Consider the following 18002-nt stretch of genomic DNA (forward strand, 5'->3'; position numbering starts at 1 on the left):
AGTCGAAGGATGACAAGACGCGCCATAGAACAGGGCGCCCCCGAAGGAGCGCCCCGTCGAAACGCCATGCGGATGCGCGGCCCTGCTTACTTGTCGCGGTGGTCGCCCATCTTCTCCGCCAGCGCGGCCTGGCCGGCGGCGAGGCGCGCGAGCGGCACGCGGTAGGGCGAGCAGCTCACGTAGTCGAGCCCGATCTGGTGGAACGTCTTCACCGAGTCGGGGTCGCCGCCGTGCTCGCCGCAGACGCCGCACACGATGCCCGGGTTGCCCTCATGCCCCAGCTCCACGCCCATCTTCACGAGCTTCGCGACGCCCGGATCGATGGTGGCGAAGGGGTTGAACGGCAGCAGGCGCTCGGCCAGGTACTGCGGGACGAACTCGGCCTCCACGTCGTCGCGGCTGAAGCCGAACGTCGTCTGCGTGAGGTCGTTCGTGCCGAAGCTGAAGAAGTCGGCCTGCGTGGCGATCTCGTCTGCGGTGACGGCCGCACGCGGCAGCTCGATCATCGTGCCCACGGGGATGTCCAGCTCCACGCCCTGCTCGGCGGCCACCTCGGCGATGGTCTTCTCGGCCACGGCGCGCAGCTTCTCGAGCTCGGCCACCACGGACACGAGCGGGATCATGATCTCGGGCTTGGGGTCGAGGCCCTGCTTCTTGAGCTCGGCGCAGGCGGTGGCGATGGCGCGCACCTGCATGACCGGCAGGATCGGGTACACGATGCCCAGGCGGCAGCCGCGCAGGCCGAGCATCGGGTTGGCCTCGCTCATGCCGTCGATCTGCTCCATGAGCTGGCGCTTCTGCGCGATGGCCTCGCGGTCGCCGCCCGTGGCCTCCAATCGCGCGATCTCCACGTCCAGCGCGCGCGGGCTCTCCAGGAACTCATGCAGCGGCGGGTCGAGCAGACGCACGATCACCGGCAGGCCGTCCATCTCCTTGAACATGCCAAGGAAGTCGCCCGTCTGCGCGGCGAGGAGCTCCTGCACGGCCTTCTCGCGCACGGCCTCGTCCTCGTTCAGGATGAACGTCTGGATGATCTGCTTGCGGTCGCCCAGGAACATGTGCTCGGTGCGGCACAGTCCGATGCCCTCGGCGCCGAAGTTGCGCGAAAGCTCGGCGTCCTCGGGGTTGTCGGCGTTGGCGCGCACGCCGAGCGTGCGGAACTCGTCGGCCCACTCGAGGATGGTGTCCAGATCGCCCGTCATCTCGGGCAGCACGAGCTCGACCGCGCCGAGCACCACGGAGCCGGTGGTGCCGTCGATGGAGACCATGTCGCCTTCCTTGATGACGATGTCGGTGCCGGACACGGCGGCCTGCTTCTTCTCGGCGTCGATGCGCAGGGCCTCCACGCCGCAGACGCACGGCGCGCCCATGCCGCGGGCGATGACGGCCGCGTGGCTCGTCTTGCCGCCGTGCGACGTGAGGATGCCCTCGGCGGCGATCATGCCGGCCAGGTCGTCGGGGTTCGTCTCCCAGCGCACGAGCACGCACTTGCGGCCGGCCTCGGTGACGGCCACGGCGTCGGCGGCCGAGAACACGGCCTCGCCCACGGCGGCGCCGGGGCTGGCGTTGAGGCCCTTGGCCACCACGTCGTACTTCGCGTTCTTGTCGAACTGCGGGTGCAGCAGCTGGTCGAGCTGCTCGGGGTCGACGCGCATGACGGCCTCCTCCTTGGAGATGAGGCCCTCCTTCTCCATCTCGATGGCGATGTGCAGCGCGGCGGCGGCGGTGCGCTTGCCCACGCGGGTCTGCAGCATCCAGAGCTTGCCCTGCTCGATGGTGAACTCGATGTCGCACATGTCGCGGAAGTGGTTCTCCAGCGTGACGAACACTTCCTCGAGCTCGCGGCCGGCCTCTTCCAGGCCCTCCACGTTCTTGAGGTCGGCGATGGGGCTCGTGTTGCGGATGCCGGCCACCACGTCCTCGCCCTGGGCGTTCACCAGGTAGTCGCCGTAGAACTCCTTCTCGCCGTTGGCGGGGTTGCGCGTGAACGCCACGCCAGTGGCGCTGGTGTTGCCCTTGTTGCCGAACACCATGGACTGCACGTTGACGGCCGTGCCCAGGTCGTCGGCGATCTTGTTCTGCTTGCGGTAGAGGACCGCGCGCGGGTTGTTCCAGCTGCCGAACACGGCCTCGATGGCCAGCTGCAGCTGCACGTTCGGGTCCTGCGGGAACTGCACGCGGCCGTCCACGACGAGCGTCGGGTAGGCCTCGGCGGACACGTTCTCGGTGAAGATCTGCTTGAACTCGGCCACGAGCTGCGTGAGGTCCTCAGCGGAGAGGTCGGTGTCGGAGGCGGCGTTGCGGGCGTTCTTCATGGCCGTGATGGCGTTCTCGAACAGATCGCCGTCCAGGCCCATGACCACGCCGGAGAACATCTGGATGAAGCGGCGGTAGGAATCCCAGGCGAAGCGCGGATTCTCGGTCTGGGCGATGAGGCCGTTGATGGACTCGTCGTTCAGGCCGAGGTTGAGCACCGTGTCCATCATGCCCGGCATGGACATGGGCGCGCCGGAGCGCACGGACACGAGCAGCGGGTCGGCCGCGTCGCCGATCTTCTTGCCCATGCGGGCCTCGAGGTCCTCGCGGTAGGCCTGGATGGTATCGAGCGCGCCTTCCGGCCAGGTGTTGTCCGCGTTGGCGTACTCCATGCAGGTCTGGCACGTGATGGTGAATCCCGGAGGCACGGGCAGCCCGATGTTGGCCATCTCGGCGAGGTTCGCGCCCTTGCCGCCGAGGATCGCCTTCATGGAGGTGTTGCCTTCGGTTACGTTGTTCCCCTGGGCGTCTTTGCCGAATGCGTAGACTCGCTTGACTTCTTCAGTCACTTTTTCTCCTTAACCCGACGTACCTATCAGCCTGGACCTTGGTTCACAGGTCTTGACCATCTTATCAGCCAAGGGCTGATGGGCACCTATCCTAACGCAAAATTCACTGAGCGGTTTCCTCAACGGCGTTTTTTTCGGCGTAAGCGCCCCGCTTCGCAGCGAGTAGAACAGGGAGCAGACCTCCGCGACTCGCCCGCCGGGCGGAATCGCGAGGGTGGGGGCTTGCGTGCTCTTCGTCACCCTGCGGGCGTGGGGGCCGCGTCCATCCCCCCAGCGCCCCCACGCCCGCCGGGCGGAATCGCGAGGGCGGGGGCTTGCGTGCTCTTCGTCACCCTGCGGGCGTGGGGGCGCTGGGGGGATGGACGCGCTCGTAGTAGCGCAGGATCTCCTGGGCGGTCTCCTCCACGGCGCGGTTCTCGGTGTGCACGACGATGCAGCCCAGCTTCCGCATGAGCGCGCGCGCCTGCTCGAGGTCGCGATACACGTACTCCGGATCGGCGTACTTCGTGGCCACCGCCGCCGCGCGCCCCAGACGGCGCTGCCGGATGGGCAGCAGCACCTCGGCCGTGGTCATGAGCCCGAACAGGCGCGTGCGATCAACCTTCTCCAGCTCCACCGGCGGCTTGGTGCTGGGGTCGAGCGGGATGTTCGCCACCTTGTAGCCCTGCTGCGACAGATAGATGGACGTGGGCGTCTTCGACGAGCGCGACACGCCCAGAAGCACGATGTCGGCCCGCTCGAGGTCCTGCGGGTTGCGCCCGTCGTCGTGGGCGATGGTGAACTCCATGGCCTCGATGCGGTGGAAGTAGTTCTGGTCGGCGACGTGGATGGCGCCCGGCTTCGTCGAGGGCTTGCGGCCCGTCATGTGGACGATGGCGTTGACGGGGGCCGTCATGAGGTCGACGGCCACCAGGTCTTCGCACTCCTCGGCGTAGGCGGCCAGCTCGCGCGACAGGGCGGCATCGGCGAACGTGTAGAACACGAGCATGCGCCCGTCGCCCTTGCTCTGCCGATGCACCGCGCCGTGCGCCTCGATGAACTCCCTGACCTCCTTGAACGTGCGCACGCCCGGCAGGACCTCGATGGCGGGGTTCGTCACGCCGAACTGGGCGGCGGCCGCGCGGGCCACCGCCTGCGCGGTGAGGCCCACCGAATCGCTGATCACATGGAACGTGGGCAGCGAGACGGGGTCGGCGTTCGGCGGGCCGTAGGAGATGAACTCGGTCACGGCGCTACTTGCCGCCCTTCGCCATCTTGCCGAAGTCCGCCACATGGGCGAACACGGCCACGAAGCGGTTGAGCAGGCGCAGGCGGTTGCCGCGCAGGGCGGCGTCCTCGTCCATGATGAGCACGTCTTCGAAGAACGCGTCGATGGGCGCGCGCAGGGCGGCCAGGGCCTCGAGGGCCGCCGCGTAGTCGTCTGCGGCGAGCGCGGCCTCCACCTGGGAAGACGCCTTGTCGGCGGCGGCGGCCAGGGTGCGCTCGGCCTCGCCCATGAGCGCCTCGTCAACCTCCTCGCCCAGGCCCGCGTCGCGCAGGTTGTTCGCGCGGGCGTAGGCCGTGGCCAGATCGTCGAACGTCTCCGGCGCGTGGGTGCGGGCGGCTTCCAGCGCGCGGGTGCGGGCGATGATCTGCGCCGGCTCCTCCACGCCGCAGGCCAGCACCGCGTCCACCGCGTCGGGCGCGCAGCCGCCGTCGCGCAGCATCACCTTCGTGCGCGTGACGAAGAACTCGGCCACCTCGGCGCGCACGGCATCGCGGTCGAACTCCACGCCGGCGGCCTCGTAGGTGGCGAGCGACGCGTCGATGGCGGCGGAAAGCGACACGGGCAGCCCCGCCTCCAGCATGGCCGTGATGCCGATGGCGCTGCGGCGCAGCGCGAAGGGGTCCGACGAGCCCGTGGGCCCCTGCCCCACCGCGAACAGGCCGCAGATGGTGTCCAGCTTATCGGCAGCGGCCACGATGCGGCCCACGACCGACGCGGGCGGCTCGTCGCCGGAGAAGCGCGGGCGGTAGTGGTCGGCGATGGCGCGCGCCACCTGGTCGTTCTCGCCCGAGGCGACGGCGTAGTACGAGCCCATGACGCCCTGGACGCTCGTGAACTCCACCACGGCGTTCGTCACGAGGTCGGCCTTCGCCAGAAGCGCGGCGCGCGCGACGTCCGCCGCGTCGGCGGCGGAGAGCCCCGCGTCGGCGGCCAGATGGTTCGCCAGCGCCACGATGCGCTCCACCTTCGCCCGCATGGTGCCGAGCGTCTCCTGGAACACCACCTCGTCCAGGCGCTCCACGTAGGCCTCGAGCGGGCGCTTCAGGTCCTCCTCGTAGAAGAACTTCGCGTCGGAGAGGCGGGCGCGCACCACGCGCTCGTTGCCGTCTATGATGGTGTCGGCGTGCGCCGGGTCGCCGTTGCTCACCACGATGAAGTGGTTCGTCAGCTTGCCGGCCTCGTCGTAGAGCGGGAAGTAGCGCTGGTGCATGAGCATCGCGTCCACGATGATCTCCTCGGGCACGCGCAAGAACTCCTCGTCGAACGTGCCCACGAGCACGGTGGGCTGCTCGCAGAGGTTCGTCACCTCCAGAAGCGTCTTCTCGGGCAGCTCGGCGCGGGCGCCGGTGGCGCGCTCGGCCTCGGCCACGCCGGCGCGGATAGCCTCTTCGCGGGCGGCCTCGCTCGTCACCACGTGCGCGGCCTCCACCACGGAAAGCAGGTCGGCGGCCGTGGCCACCTCGTGCGGGCCGGGCGCCAGGAAGCGATGCCCGCGCGTGAGGTTGCCGGCGGTGAGGCCCGCGAACGTCACGGGGATCACGCGCTCGTCGAGCATCGCCAGAAGCCAGCGCACCGGACGCGAGAAATACTCGCTCGTGGTGCCCCAGCGGCACGACTTCGGCCACGAGATGCCCGTGATGACGCCCTCCAGCACGCCGGGCAGGAGCTCGGCCACGTCGCGGGCGGCCACGCTCTTCGTGGCGAACACGTACTCCACGCCGTTCTCCTCGCGGCGCTCGAGCGCGTCCACGTCCACGCCCTTGCCGCGCGCGAAGCCGGTTGCGGCCTTCGTGGGGTTGCCCTCCGCGTCGAAGGCGATCTTGGCGGCCGGGCCGCGGAACACCTCTTCGAGCGCCTCGGTAGCCTCGGCCACGTCCGCCACGAGCGCGATGAGGCGCCGCGGCGTGGTGTGGATGGCCACCTCGCCGTGCGGGATGCGCACCTGATCGAGCGCCTCGGGCACGAGCTTCTCCAGCTGGGCAGTCGCTTTGTGCAGGTCGAACGCCGGGATCTCCTCGGTGCCTATCTCGAACGCGAGCGTGTGCAGGCTAGCCACGGTCGGCCTCCTCCCCTTCCTCGGCGGGCTTGACGCCCACCACGTGCTCCATGTAGCTCGCGCACACGGCCTTGGCGATGGTGCGCACGCGCAGGATGTAGGCCATACGCTCGGTGGCGGAAATCACGCCGCGCGCATCGAGCAGGTTGAACGCGTGGCAGCACTTGAGCACGCTGTCGTAGGCCGGCAGCGGCAGCCCCGCCTCGAGCGTGCGCAAACACTCGGCCTCGCGGTCGTTGAACTCCTGGAACAGGAAGTCGGTGTCGGCCACCTCGAAGTTGTAGCGCGAGTACTGGCGCTCGTTTTCCAGGTACACGTCGCCGTAGGTGAACTCCACGCCGTCGGCGCCGCGGCTCCACACGATGTCGAACATGGAGTCCACGCCCTGCACGAACATGGTGAGGCGCTCCAGGCCGTAGGCGATCTCCACGGGCACGGGGCTGCACTCGAAGCCGCCCACCTGCTGGAAGTAGGTGAACTGCGTCACCTCCATGCCGTCGATCCACACCTCCCAGCCAAGGCCCCACGCGCCGAGCGTCGGGCTCTCCCAGTCGTCCTCTACGAAGCGCACGTCATGCGCGTCCACGTCGATGCCGATGGCGCGCAGGCTGCCCAGGTACATCTCCTGGATGTCGTCGGGCGAGGGCTTCATGAGCACCTGGAACTGGAAGTAGTGCTGCGTGCGGTTGGGGTTCTCGCCGTAGCGGCCGTCGGTGGGACGGCGGCTGCCCTGCACGTAGCAGGTGCGCCACGTGTCGGGTCCCAGCGAGCGCAGCGTGGTGGACGGAGCGTTCGTGCCGGCGCCCACCTCGTTGTCGTAGGGCTGCAGCACGACGCAGCCCGCATCGCCCCAGTAGCGCTGCAGGTTCATGATGACGTCCTGGAACGTCGGCGGCAGCTGGACGGCTGCCTGAGCGCGCTCCCCGTGCGCGGATGCGGTTTCGGTTGGCATGGTTCTCCTTGTCTTGATCGATCAGTCGAGCAGGCTGAAATCGTTGAGCGGCCAGTACACGAGCGCCCCCCGCCCCGTCACGGACGAGATGGGGATGGCGCCGAAGAAGCGGGAGTCCTGCGAGTTCGTGCGGTTGTCGCCCATCATCCACAGATACCCCTCGGGCACCGTGTAGGGGTACTCCACGTCGCTTTGCAGCCGGTAGGACGGCTGTCCGTCGGTGTAAGGCTCGTCCTGCGGCACGCCGTCCACGTAGACGAGGCCGTCCTCGTCGTTGATGTCGACGGTCTGCCCGCCCACGGCGATGCAGCGCTTGATGAGGATGCGTCCGGAGATCTCCGGGTCCTGGAACGTCACGATGTCGCCGGGCTTCGGGTCGCGCAGGTAGTAGCTCACCTTCTCGGCGAACACCATGTCGCCGGTCATGATGGTCTCCTCCATGGAGCCCGAGGGAATCTCGTAAGCCTGGAACACGAACGTGCGCAGCACCCACGACAGCCCGAACACGAAGGCGACCATGACGAGCAGGCCGACGAACGTCCTGAGAATGCCCGGGCTCTGGCGAACGGCGTGCTGACCGGAATCCATGAGGTATGTCTATCCTTTCCGAACGGGCGCGATGCGCCCGGATGAAGTCGCAAGCCCATATGATAGCGCGTCGCGACAGCGCGCCCGGCGCGTTCGACAAAGTTTGCAGAAATTTCCCGATCATCGGGGGAAAGGATGCGGTACGCCGGGGGTCAAGAGGCTGCGCGGCGCGGTCCCGTGCACGAGATTGACGTTCGTGCGAGGTGTTCGCCATGGCTAACTGTATTTTTTGGACAAGGCTCAAGCGTTTTGCCTGGTCGGATAAAGTGGGGCGGGCCTCACGTCAAGTTAGCTTTGTGAAACAGCTCGCACGAACGCGATTCTCGTGCAAGACTCCCGGGCCCTCCGCTGTTCTTGGTGGATTGCCGAGGAGCCGCTGGCGCTGGACGGCGCGGCCGGCGTTTCCAGCACGGATGTTCCACGTAAAACACGTGGGACGCGCCCGGCGCCCCTGGCCGCCGGGCGAGACTAGCGGCGGCGCAAGGGGAAGGTGATGGCGCCAGCGGGGCAGTTGACGGCGCAGTCGCGGCACTTGGAGCACTCGTGCATGCCCTCGGCGACGTGCGGGTCGAGCCCTTCGGGGCACGCGTCGGCGCAGATGCGGCAGTCAACGCCCTTGCCGCGCAGGCACTTCTTCGCATCCACCCGGGGACGCAGCAGGCGGTTCGGCAGGCTGGCAAGCGACATGAGCGCGCCCAGGGGGCAGAACCTGCCGCACCATTTGCGCAACACGGTGAGTTCCAGTACCAGGATGAGCGGGAACAGCACCGCGCCCCACGACAGCGTCTGCAGCCCGAACAGCTGCACGAGCGCGATGATGCTGGCGAACGTGAGCCCGATGGGGCACACCAGGCAGAACACCGGGAAGCCGAACACGGCGGCGCTCAGAAGCGACCCGCCCAGCACCAGGTGCCGGGAGTCCAGGCGCGCGCAAAGCTCCCGCGGGCCGCACGCCGCGCACGAGGAGCAGGAGGAGGCGCAGGCCCCGTCGCCGCCTGCGGCTTTCGCGAGCGCGCGCTTCTCACGGCGGGTGAGGGGACGCACCACCTTGAACTCGGCCGTCTCGGCGCCGTCCTCCCCCTTCGCCTTTCCCGTCGCTATGCGGGGGCTTCGGTGGGCGAGGGCGTCGATGAGGGAGCGCACGCCGGGCACCGGGCACACCCACGAGCAGAACACCTTCCCCAGCACCGCCCCCACCGCCACCACCAGCAGCAAAAACACGAGCGCCCGCGGGATGAACAGCTTGCCCGCCAGCATGGTTTCCAAACCGCCCAGCGGGCAGATGGCGGCAAGCGACTCCCATCCGAACGACGAGATGGTGCCCACGCCCAGATTGAACACGATGCCCGCGCACGCGGCCAGGAACACGCCCGCGACCACGAGGCGGCGCACGAGCGGCTTCTTGAGGGGCCGCTCCCCCGCCACCGCGGCATGCTCGCCGGAGGCCGCATCGCAGGACGGCGCCTTCCCGTTCGGCTCGGGCGCGGTATCCATCGAATCATCGAGGGCGGTAGTGGTGGTAGACATGGCGAAGTCCCGTTCCTCTCAGGTTTACGCTTCGGCTGCTTGGTCTTGGACGACGATGTTTATCCCGCGCGGCAGCACGCCCGTGCGGCGGTAGAACGAAAGCGAGGCGGCGTAGTCGGCGTTGCCGGCCGCGGCGCGCTCCTCCAGAGCGCCCACTCCCACCAGCGCGCGGTACGAGGCGCTGGGGCACACCACCTCGCACTTGCCGCAGCCGTTGCATTTGTCGGGAACCACCTGGGGCCGCTGCTCGTCGTTCATCACGATGGCCTCGTAGGGGCACGCGTCCACGCACAGGCGGCACCCCGTGGGCGTCTGCCCCAGCTGCGGGAAGTTGATGCAGTACACCGGGTCGATCACCGCCGTACCGATGCGCTCGTAACTCTCGTCGAAGGCCGCCAGCGCGCCGGTGGGGCAGGCGGCGACGCACTTCTTCACCTGGCCGCCCGCGCCCTCCGCGTCGCAGAAGTTGCAGTAGCCCGCGTCCACCTCGTGGTACTCCGTGGTGCCCAGCGTGCGGGCGAGCGCGTGCGTGCGGAAGTTCAGCTTGGGCGTGCGCACGTTCAGCAGCCCCTCCTCCACGCCGGCGCTCTCGATGGCGTGCAAAGGGCACGCCTGACGGCACCGGTCGCAGCGGATGCACAGGGACAGCAGCCGCTCCTCGTCCTGCCCGCCCGGCGGGCGCAGAAGCTCGCGCTCGGTGGCCCACGCGTACTTCACTCCCCCGCCCAGCCCCAAAAGCGCGGCGATGCCGATGCTGCCGGCTATGAGCGAGCGGCGCGAGATAACCGGGCCGTTCATGCCGCCTGCACCCCGAAGCGCACCTCGGCTTCCACGTCGGCGAGCGTCTGCACGTCGAGCTCCAGGTAGCCCTGCGTGATCTTGAGGACCCCCTTGTAGAACCTCGTCTTCAGCATGAGCAGGGCGAGCTCGGAAAGCTGCGGGAACCACGTGAGGATGTGCCCCTGGATGAACTCTTGCGACACGTCGATCTTCTCCAGCGCCGCTTCCAGCTCGCCCGCGCGCAGATGCGCGGCTATCTCGCCGGAGAGCACCGAGAGAAACTCCAGCTCGAAGCACAGATGGCTCTCGGGCATGCCGGCATCGTCGTGCAGGCGCAGCCGCTGCCCGGCGAAGATGCGGCTCACCTCGTTGCGCGGCCGGCCGTAGGTGAGGCCGGACTTGTCCAAAAACAGCGACGCGTTGGGCACGCAGTAGCGCCCCTTGTAGGCCTCGGCGCCGCCGAAGGTGCTGGTCCATTCCGTGGCCAGGATGCACCGGGTGCCCGTGTGCCGCTTGCGCAGGGCGCGGCGGATGTCGTCGAAGCCCTCGTCCAGAAGCGACTCGTCGGCGTGGGCCGCGTACTGCGAATAGTCCTGCGCGGCCATGTGGTCGATCTGGTCCTGCGTGAGCGGCTTGTAGTAGAAGCCCGCCAGGGTGAGGTAGAACTCGGCGCGGTCCTCCAGCACCTCGCACAGCTGCGCGAGCGTATCCGGCGCGAGGGCCGCGGCGGTCGTGGCGTTTGACATGATTGCCTTCCTTCCTTTACGCGTGGACGGGGGTCATGGCTTTCGCGTTCGCGGCGCGGCCGGCCTCGGCCGACAGCTGCGCGAGCGCGGCGCGGCCGGCCTCGGTGGCCTGCCAGCCGCCGTCGTAGATGATCACACCGGCGCGCTCCAGCTTATCCACGAACACCGAGGGCTGCACGCCCCCGTCGCCCGCCTGGCGGGCGAGTTCCGCTACGTTGCAGCCGCGTAGGAACCCGTCCACCTGGGCGAACGAATGCGCCTCCTGCAAGAACTCCAGCAGGGCCAGGTAGGCGTCGCGCCGGTGCGGCTCGGCCTCCAGCAGATCGGCCAGGCGACGCGCCGGGTCCATCCGCGCCGCCACCTCGAGGCCCGCCTCGGTGGTGCGGTAGGCGTACCCTGCCACCAGGTCGTCCACCTCGTTTTCCGTGAGGCCCGCCTTATCGGCCTCGCCCACGGGGTTGCCCGCCTCGTCAAGCTCGAAGAACTCCAGGCCATGATGGTGCACCAGCTCGGTGATGAGCGAGTACTGGTCGCGCGTGGCGGCCTTGAACTCCGGCAGCGATGCGAGGTGCTCCTCGATGTCAGACAGGCCCTTGCGCTCGGTGCAGTACAGAAGCACCTGGTAGTCCAGCTCCCTGATGAGCGGCTCGAAATGGATGAACCTCATCAGGCCGTTCACCTTCTCGTCGAACGTGGGCTCGCATGCCGCCTTCCGGTCGGCCAGATCTTTGTTCGCAGGAACGTCTGCTTGGGCGATGTCTGACATGAGGAGACTGCCTTTCTCTTGACTAGAACAGGAGCAGGCCGCGGTTCGCTGCCGCTTCCCAGATGAAATTGAACCCGTACGACGCGACCACCCACATGAGCGCGCGCACCGCGATGGAGGCGGCGAGCGCCGCCACGGCGGCCGCGACGACCAGCGGCAGGGAACGCTTCTTGAAGGCGAACCACGTCCCCAGCCCCGCAGCCGCCAGCTCGCACACGACAGTGAGCACGGCCACGACCAGCGCCGCGTTCGCCAGCAGCCCGGCCGCGCCGAGCGATGCGGCGTAGGCGATGCACGACAGCGCCGCCAAGGCCGCCAGCGCTACGGCCAGGATGCCCGTCAGGCGCAGGGCCGCCTCGTCGTCCTTCCTGAAGGCGGCCACGGCCACGTAGATGAGCGCGCCAGCCGCCAGCGACGTGAACAGATAGCCGAACGTAAGCGCCAGGGAGTGCCAACCCGGCTGGGCCGCCACCTCGAAGTACGCGTAGCCCTGCAGGAACGCGGCCACCACGCCCACCGCGATGGAGCACGCCGCCATGACCTTCTCGCCCGCCTTGTTGCCCGTGGATGCGAACACCAGGAACAGGAAGGCGACCACCACGCCCACCGCCAGGCTGATGAGCTCGAGGGCGATGCCCGAAAACGACAGCAGGTTGGCGATGGCGCCCATGAAGCGCTCGGGGTGCGCCAGGTGGAACACGCTCATCAAGCCGCCCACCACCAGCAGCGCCAGAACCACGATGAGGGCCGTCTTGCGGGTGGCTTCGTTCTGCCTATTCGCCAGGCGGGCGACGCCGGCAGTTGCCATCGCGCCGTAGCCCGCGCCCGCGATGACGGTGAACAGCACCAAGGGCCATTGGATTCCTACTTCCATGAGTCAAGCTCCTTCCACTGCGCCACGGAGGGGTTCAAGATGTAGCGCACCGTGGGCTTGGCGCCCGAGGGGTCGCTTATCGTATGCACGTTCTCGGAGCCCTCGCCGCCGGCGGCCGCCAGAGCCTTCGACGCGGCGGAGTTCGGGTCGTCCAAGTCGCCGTAGTAGCGCGCGCCGCAGCAGCAGTTGTGCACGCAGGGCGGCACGGCATGCTCCTCGTCGAAGCTGTCGTTGATGTTCTCGATGCCGTCCGACTTCGCCGTCAGGTGGTTGCACAGCGTGCACTTCTCCACCACGCCCTCGGCCTCGTTGAACTGGCGCACGCCGTAGGGGCAGGCGTACATGCAGTACTGGCAGCCGATGCACAGCTCCTTGTTCACCATCACCACGTTGTTCTCCGGGTCGCGGTACGACGCGCCCGTGGGGCACACGCCCACGCAGGGGGAGTTCTCGCACTGCTGGCACTGCATAGGAAGCCAGTACATCTCGATGTTGGGGTACTCGCCTGTGGGTCCCACGGCCAGCACGCGGTTCCAGAATGAGCCCAGCTGGATGTTGTTCTCGTACTTGCAGGCCACCGTGCACGAGTCGCAGCCCGAGCAGCGGTTCAGGTCGATGACCAAAGTCCGTCTTGCCATTGCGTATCCCTCCTAATGCTTGAATGTCTCGTTGGAGAACGTGTGCGCCTCGTCGAAGGTGACCACCGGGGTCCAGCTTGCCGACGGGTCGGCCAGTGTCTCTTCGAAGGGGTTCACGTCGACGTACTGGTTCTTGTGGGTGTACATGAGCGGCTCGAACTCCTGGGGCTCCACCCACACGCGCGGCGGCTTCTCGGCCTTCTCCACCTTCACGCAGAAGCCGCGGTTGGTGTAGGAGCCGTACACCTCGTTGAACGGCGCCGTGTTCTTGGTGAGGATGTTCACGTTGCATTCCTGCCAGCCGCCGGTCTTCGTCTCCTGCGAGGAGTCGAAGCACTCGGGGTTCCAGAAGCGCTCCATCCACACCACGTTCTCGTGCATGCCGTCGGTGATGTACACGCGGGCATGCGTGGAGCCGCGCCGCGAGGTCACCTTCACCCAGTCCAGGTGCGCCAGCCCGTACTTCTCGGCCGTCTTGCTGTTCATGCGCAGATCGGGCGCCGGCCATATCTCGCGCATGTAGGGCGCCTGGCGCTGCGTGCCGTGGTGCGTGTAGTACACGCGGCCGCTCGTGAGCGAGAGCGGGTACTCGGGGTCGTAGCCCTCGGTGCCTTCGAGCGGGCTCTCGGCCGGCTCGATGTGCTGGCAGATGGGGGCGTAGGTGCCCTCGTAGGCTCCCTGGCCGATGGAGGGGTCCACGTCCACCTGAGCGCGCGGGTAGCAGCAGGGGAAACCGGTCTTGGCCAGCTGCACGAGCATCTGCGCGTACACCTCGAACTTGCGGCTCTCGGTGCCGAACCCGGCTTTCAAGCCGTCGGTGGCAATCATCTCGTGCTGGTCGTACACCCAGAACTCGTCCTGAGGGCTCCACCAGTGGTGCGTGCCGTCGGGCCAGAGCTTGCCGCCGCCCTCGCCCGCCACGGGCGTCTGGTACTGCTCGGGATTCTCATGCAGCGCCTCCATGTCCGGCGCGCCGAAGCGCTCCGCGAAGGACTGCTGGATGCGCTCGTCGGATTCCTCGCCGAACATGACGCCGGGGGGCAGCGGGAAGCGCAGGTTGAACTTCGAGCGGTCGACGTCGTGCAGATACGACGCGCCCTTCGACGTGGACAGGAAGCCGTCGTTTGCCGTGGTGGGCTCCTCCATGTAGGTGCGCCCCGTGGCCTGGCCCACCGCGCCCAGCACGATGTCCTGGCCGGCCTCCAGCTTGGCGTTCAAGATCTCGGCCACCTTGCCGGTCACCTTCTTGGGCGCCACGAAGTTGGACACCGTCTCGCCCAGGTGCAGGATGGGGAACATGCCGAACTTGAAGTTCAGCTGGCCCGTGTCGGTGGTGTCGGGCGAGGGGTCCTTGATCTCGCCCTCCGTGGTGATGTCGCGGCCGTCGTGGCTGGTCACCTCGAGCCACTCCTCGATGGGGAAGATGAGGTCGGCCACCTCGGCCTGGAACGACGTGATCATGGGATGCTGGCAGATGCAGAAGTCGATCTCCGGGAACACGTCGTACCACGACTTCGCGTTGCCCAGCATCGCCAGCTTGTTGCCCGACATGTCGAACCACACGCGCGGCTTGTACGGCTCGCCGGTGCGGATGGCCTCCAGCACCGAGGGGATGTGGCTGTGCTCCCAGTGGTACAGGCCCTTGTGGTTCTTCATGCCCAGACGGTCGAGGCGCAGCTGGTTGGTGATGTAGAGCAGCTCGGCCGTGCGCGGGTTCGGGAACCCGTCGGGGTCGGGCTTGAAGCCCTCCAGGCGCGCGGCGTTCTCCTCGGGCGAGTTGCCCACGATGTAGCCCACACCGCAGTCGTGCACGATGTCCACGTTGCGGTACTGGAAGATGGTGGTGGGACGCGCCACATGGCCGTTCTCGTCGGTCTTGGGCTTGGAGTTCTGCGTGAGCGTGCAGCCGGGCTTGTTCACGTAGCCCATGATGGCGTCCAGGCCGCACAGGCCCACCGGCAGCTGGTGGGCGATCTGCTCCATGTCGGAAGACACGCCATGGCAGATGCCGCCGCACTTGCCCTCCTTGAGCGGCGCGGTGTACAAAAGGATGGCCTTCTCGTTCTCGGCCGCGGGCACCCAGGTTATCTCCTCGGTCTTCTCCAGCGTCCACTCGGCGGCGGCTTCCTTGTAGATCTGGCCGGCGCTGCGGGCGGCCACCCCGCCCAGCTCGTCGATGGCGCCGCTCCAGAAAATCTGCGGGTCCACCGATTCGTCCTGGTACTCGAAGGGGGCCAGCTTGCCGGTGTTGGCGTCGAAGCACACGTAGGCCGGCGTGTCGGCCGGGGTGCTCTGCTTGAAGTCCGGCCAGATGTCGGTGGCGCGGTAGGGCAGCTTCGTGTCCTCGTTGATGATGAAGGGCAGGTTCGTCCACTGCTTGGTGAACTCCTCGTTGTACAGCTCGTGCTCGAGGATGTAGTTCCACCACGACAGCGCCAGCGCGCCGTCGGCGCCGGGGCGCACGCGCAGCCATACGTCGGCCTTCACGGCGTCGGGGCTCATGTTGGGGTCCACCACCACCGTCTTGCAGCCGGCCTCGCGCAGCTCGGCCATGCCGCGGCCCGACTGCGCCGTCTGTGACACCGAGGGCTGCGCGCCCCAGATGACGATCGTGTTCGTATCGATCTGGTCGGCGTAGCCCTTCTTGTTCTCGTCGTCTATCTGGTCCCACACGCCCATCTTCTCGTACCAGCGGCGCGCGATGCCCTTGAAGGGCTCCTGCGCGGCCGCGTCGGCGATGGACTGGTCGGCGCCGCCGTACATGAACAGCGCCACCGAGTAGCGCGGCAGGTAGCACTGCGCGCAGCCCGGCTCGAACACCGTGGGCGAGCCCAGCGAGTGGCTCATGGTGATGGCCTGGCGCATGGCGTAGGAGCCGCCGCCGCCCACCGACGTGAAGAACGAATAGGTGCCGTACTTCTCGATGGCGTCGGCGATCTTGGTGGCCGCCAGCTCGATGGCCTCGTCCCAGCTGATGCGCTCCCAGGCCATCTCCTCGGCACCGCGCGGACCCGAGCGCTTGAGCGGGTAGAGCACGCGCCGCGGGCTGTAGCAGTTGTTTATCTGGTTGAGGCCCTTCATGCACAGCGACCCCAGCGACGTGGGCGCGTAGGGATGGCCCTCGATCTTCACCACGATGCCGTTTTCCACGTACACGCGGGCGGGACAGGCCTGGATGCAACCGCGGCACGTGGTCACGTACGTCTTGCGCTGGCTGGTGGACTCCCCCGCGGCCCACGCCTGCTCGGTCTTCTGCAACTTCCCGCCGTACAGGGTGCCGAGTGCAGCCGCGGCACCTGCCAGGGACGTCGCCTTGACGAACGAGCGTCTGGTCAAGCCTTCACGCTTCATAGATCATCCTTTCTTCGGCGAATGGCATAACGCTACATTCAGCAGCATGGCCGGTCGCGAAGGGGCGGACAATCCTCCCGTAGGATGAAGTTTACGCAGGTGAGGGCATATCACCCACTGGGTGATGCCGGGTGAGGGGGATTCTAGAGCTTCTGGATGACGTCGATGAAATCCTGGCGGCGGTGGACGCCGAACTTGGCGTAGATGTTGCGGATGTGCGTCTTGGCGGTGTTGCGCGACACGCACAGGCTGTTGGCGATGTACTCCGAGTCGCGCCCGGCCCGCATGAGCGCGAACACCTCCAGCTCGCGCGGCGAGAGGTGCACGTCGCCCAACTGGTCGGCCTCCACGGGCGCGGCGGCCGCATCGGCCTTTGCGGGGTGGCTGTCGGAGCGCTTCTCCGCGGCGTCCTGCACCAGGATGGAGGAGATGTCCACCTGGCGGATGGCCACCGCGCACAGCAGCAGGATGCCTATCATCACCACGACGATCACCGGCAGCGCGCGCACCAGGTCAACCTGCGGAAGCACGTACACCCCCAGAAGGCAGCCCAGAAGCGACCCGCCCGCGTAGGCGCTGCGCCCGTAGCCGAACACCTGCACGGGCGAGAAGTAGCGGCTGTGCCCCAGGTAGGACATGAACACCCAGATGTAGGACGAGAACAAACAGTACACCAGGAACGTGCCGCCGATGGCCACGGGGTTGCCGAAGTCCAGCAGGTAGGCCACGGCCACGAACGCGATGAGGCAGAAGATGATGGGGCGGTACAGCGTCTCGAACTGGACCTTCTGCACGATGGCGAAGAACACTGCCAGCGCGAACGACACCATGACCAGAAGGCTCACGCCCAGCGTAAGGCCGCTGTCCAAGCTCGCCTGCGAGAACCAGGAGTTGCCCAGGCCGTTCTGCAGAAACGCCACCGCGCCGATGAGGAACACCACCACCAGAAAGCGCAGAAACGACTTGCGCGACAGCGCGCCTGCGGTGGCCGTGCCGATATCCACCGCTCCCCCGTCGCCCGAGGGCGTGGTGATGACTATCATCACCGCCGAGAGCAGGGGCAGGGCCGCAGCTATGAACAGGCACACGATGGGCCAGGTGCCGATGCAGAAGAAGAATATGAGCCCCGCGGCCACGTCGCTTAGAAGCGTGCCGATGACCGCCGTGTTCACCCGCACCGAGGCGTATATCTGCCCCGCGCGGATGGCGATGGGCGCCGTGCAGATGCCCGTGAGGCCGCTTCCCAGCCAGAACAGCCAGCTTCCCGGATCGTGCCACAGCATGAGGGCGGCGAACTCCATGACTACGCCCGCGCTCGCGCCCGCCCCGAACGCCACCATGGCGCCCTTGAGCGAGAAGAGCTCCACCGTCTTGGCATGGAGCACCGAGAGGATCACGGAGGCCGCGACGAAGCACACGGTGGACAGGTAGTACATCTGCAGGCCCGGGTTCACGCCCTCGGGCACCACGAAGGAGAGCCACACAGGAGAGGAGTACATGACCAGGAACCATGCCCGCCAAAAGGCGTAGGACAGGTACTTCGCCGCCGACCAGCTGGTGATATAGGTTCTCTCGCTCGAATGGCCCTGCATGCTTCCCCTCCGAAAGTCTCTTCGCCAACGCCATTCTAGC

At 67.5% G+C, this 18002-nt stretch carries 13 protein-coding genes; all 13 read right to left on the reverse strand.

Annotation, left to right across the window (positions count from 1 at the left end; all coding sequences use genetic code 11):
* Positions 1-86: 86 nt before the first annotated feature.
* The 13 genes from ppdK to FX134_RS03365 all read right to left on the reverse strand — a co-directional run bounded on the left by ppdK (position 87) and on the right by FX134_RS03365 (position 17962).
* Positions 87-2825: a pyruvate, phosphate dikinase gene (ppdK, locus tag FX134_RS03305; RefSeq protein WP_080797573.1), complete on the reverse strand. Its 2739-nt coding sequence runs from the start codon at positions 2823-2825 to the stop codon at positions 87-89.
* Positions 2826-3153: 328 nt separating this feature from the next.
* Positions 3154-4053, reverse strand: coding sequence for a pyruvate, water dikinase regulatory protein (locus FX134_RS03310; RefSeq protein WP_080797576.1), 900 nt, complete (start codon positions 4051-4053; stop codon positions 3154-3156).
* Positions 4054-4057: 4 nt separating this feature from the next.
* On the reverse strand, positions 4058-6148 hold the full coding sequence (gene glyS, locus FX134_RS03315; RefSeq protein ID WP_080797578.1) for a glycine--tRNA ligase subunit beta: 2091 nt from the start codon (positions 6146-6148) through the stop codon (positions 4058-4060).
* Complete coding sequence (locus FX134_RS03320; protein ID WP_080797579.1) at positions 6141-7100, reverse strand: glycine--tRNA ligase subunit alpha; 960 nt, start codon at positions 7098-7100, stop codon at positions 6141-6143. The genes glyS and FX134_RS03320 overlap by 8 nt, the downstream gene beginning before the upstream one ends.
* Before the next feature lie 21 nt (positions 7101-7121).
* Positions 7122-7688: a signal peptidase I gene (lepB, locus tag FX134_RS03325; RefSeq protein ID WP_080797580.1), complete on the reverse strand. Its 567-nt coding sequence runs from the start codon at positions 7686-7688 to the stop codon at positions 7122-7124.
* Positions 7689-8156: 468 nt separating this feature from the next.
* Positions 8157-9215, reverse strand: a complete 1059-nt coding sequence (locus FX134_RS03330) for a 4Fe-4S binding protein (RefSeq protein ID WP_232050828.1) — start codon at positions 9213-9215, stop codon at positions 8157-8159.
* 24 nt (positions 9216-9239) lie between these two features.
* Positions 9240-10013 carry a 4Fe-4S dicluster domain-containing protein gene (locus FX134_RS03335; RefSeq protein ID WP_080797582.1) on the reverse strand — a complete coding sequence of 258 codons (774 nt, stop codon included), beginning with the start codon at positions 10011-10013 and terminating at the stop codon, positions 9240-9242.
* Positions 10010-10741, reverse strand: a complete 732-nt coding sequence (locus tag FX134_RS03340) for a TorD/DmsD family molecular chaperone (RefSeq protein WP_080797583.1) — start codon at positions 10739-10741, stop codon at positions 10010-10012. The genes FX134_RS03335 and FX134_RS03340 overlap by 4 nt, the downstream gene beginning before the upstream one ends.
* Positions 10742-10757: 16 nt before the next feature.
* A complete protein-coding gene (locus FX134_RS14930; RefSeq protein ID WP_080797585.1) occupies positions 10758-11507 on the reverse strand; it encodes a hypothetical protein in 750 nt (249 codons plus the stop codon).
* Between the two features lie 22 nt (positions 11508-11529).
* Entirely contained in the window at positions 11530-12381 is an 852-nt protein-coding gene (locus tag FX134_RS03350; RefSeq protein WP_080797587.1) for a DmsC/YnfH family molybdoenzyme membrane anchor subunit, read from the reverse strand.
* Positions 12372-13019 (reverse strand): 4Fe-4S dicluster domain-containing protein, encoded by a 648-nt coding sequence (locus tag FX134_RS03355; protein ID WP_080797589.1) that lies wholly within the window; start codon positions 13017-13019, stop codon positions 12372-12374. Before FX134_RS03355 ends, FX134_RS03350 begins: the two co-directional genes overlap by 10 nt.
* Before the next feature lie 12 nt (positions 13020-13031).
* Positions 13032-16370 (reverse strand): molybdopterin-containing oxidoreductase family protein, encoded by a 3339-nt coding sequence (locus FX134_RS03360; protein WP_080797591.1) that lies wholly within the window; start codon positions 16368-16370, stop codon positions 13032-13034.
* Between the two features lie 143 nt (positions 16371-16513).
* Positions 16514-17962, reverse strand: a complete 1449-nt coding sequence (locus FX134_RS03365; protein WP_080797592.1) for a helix-turn-helix domain-containing protein — start codon at positions 17960-17962, stop codon at positions 16514-16516.
* Positions 17963-18002: the final 40 nt, after the last annotated feature.

The organism is Arabiibacter massiliensis, from assembly GCF_902386925.1.
In the GTDB taxonomy this organism is placed as follows: Bacteria; Actinomycetota; Coriobacteriia; order Coriobacteriales; family Eggerthellaceae; genus Arabiibacter; species Arabiibacter massiliensis.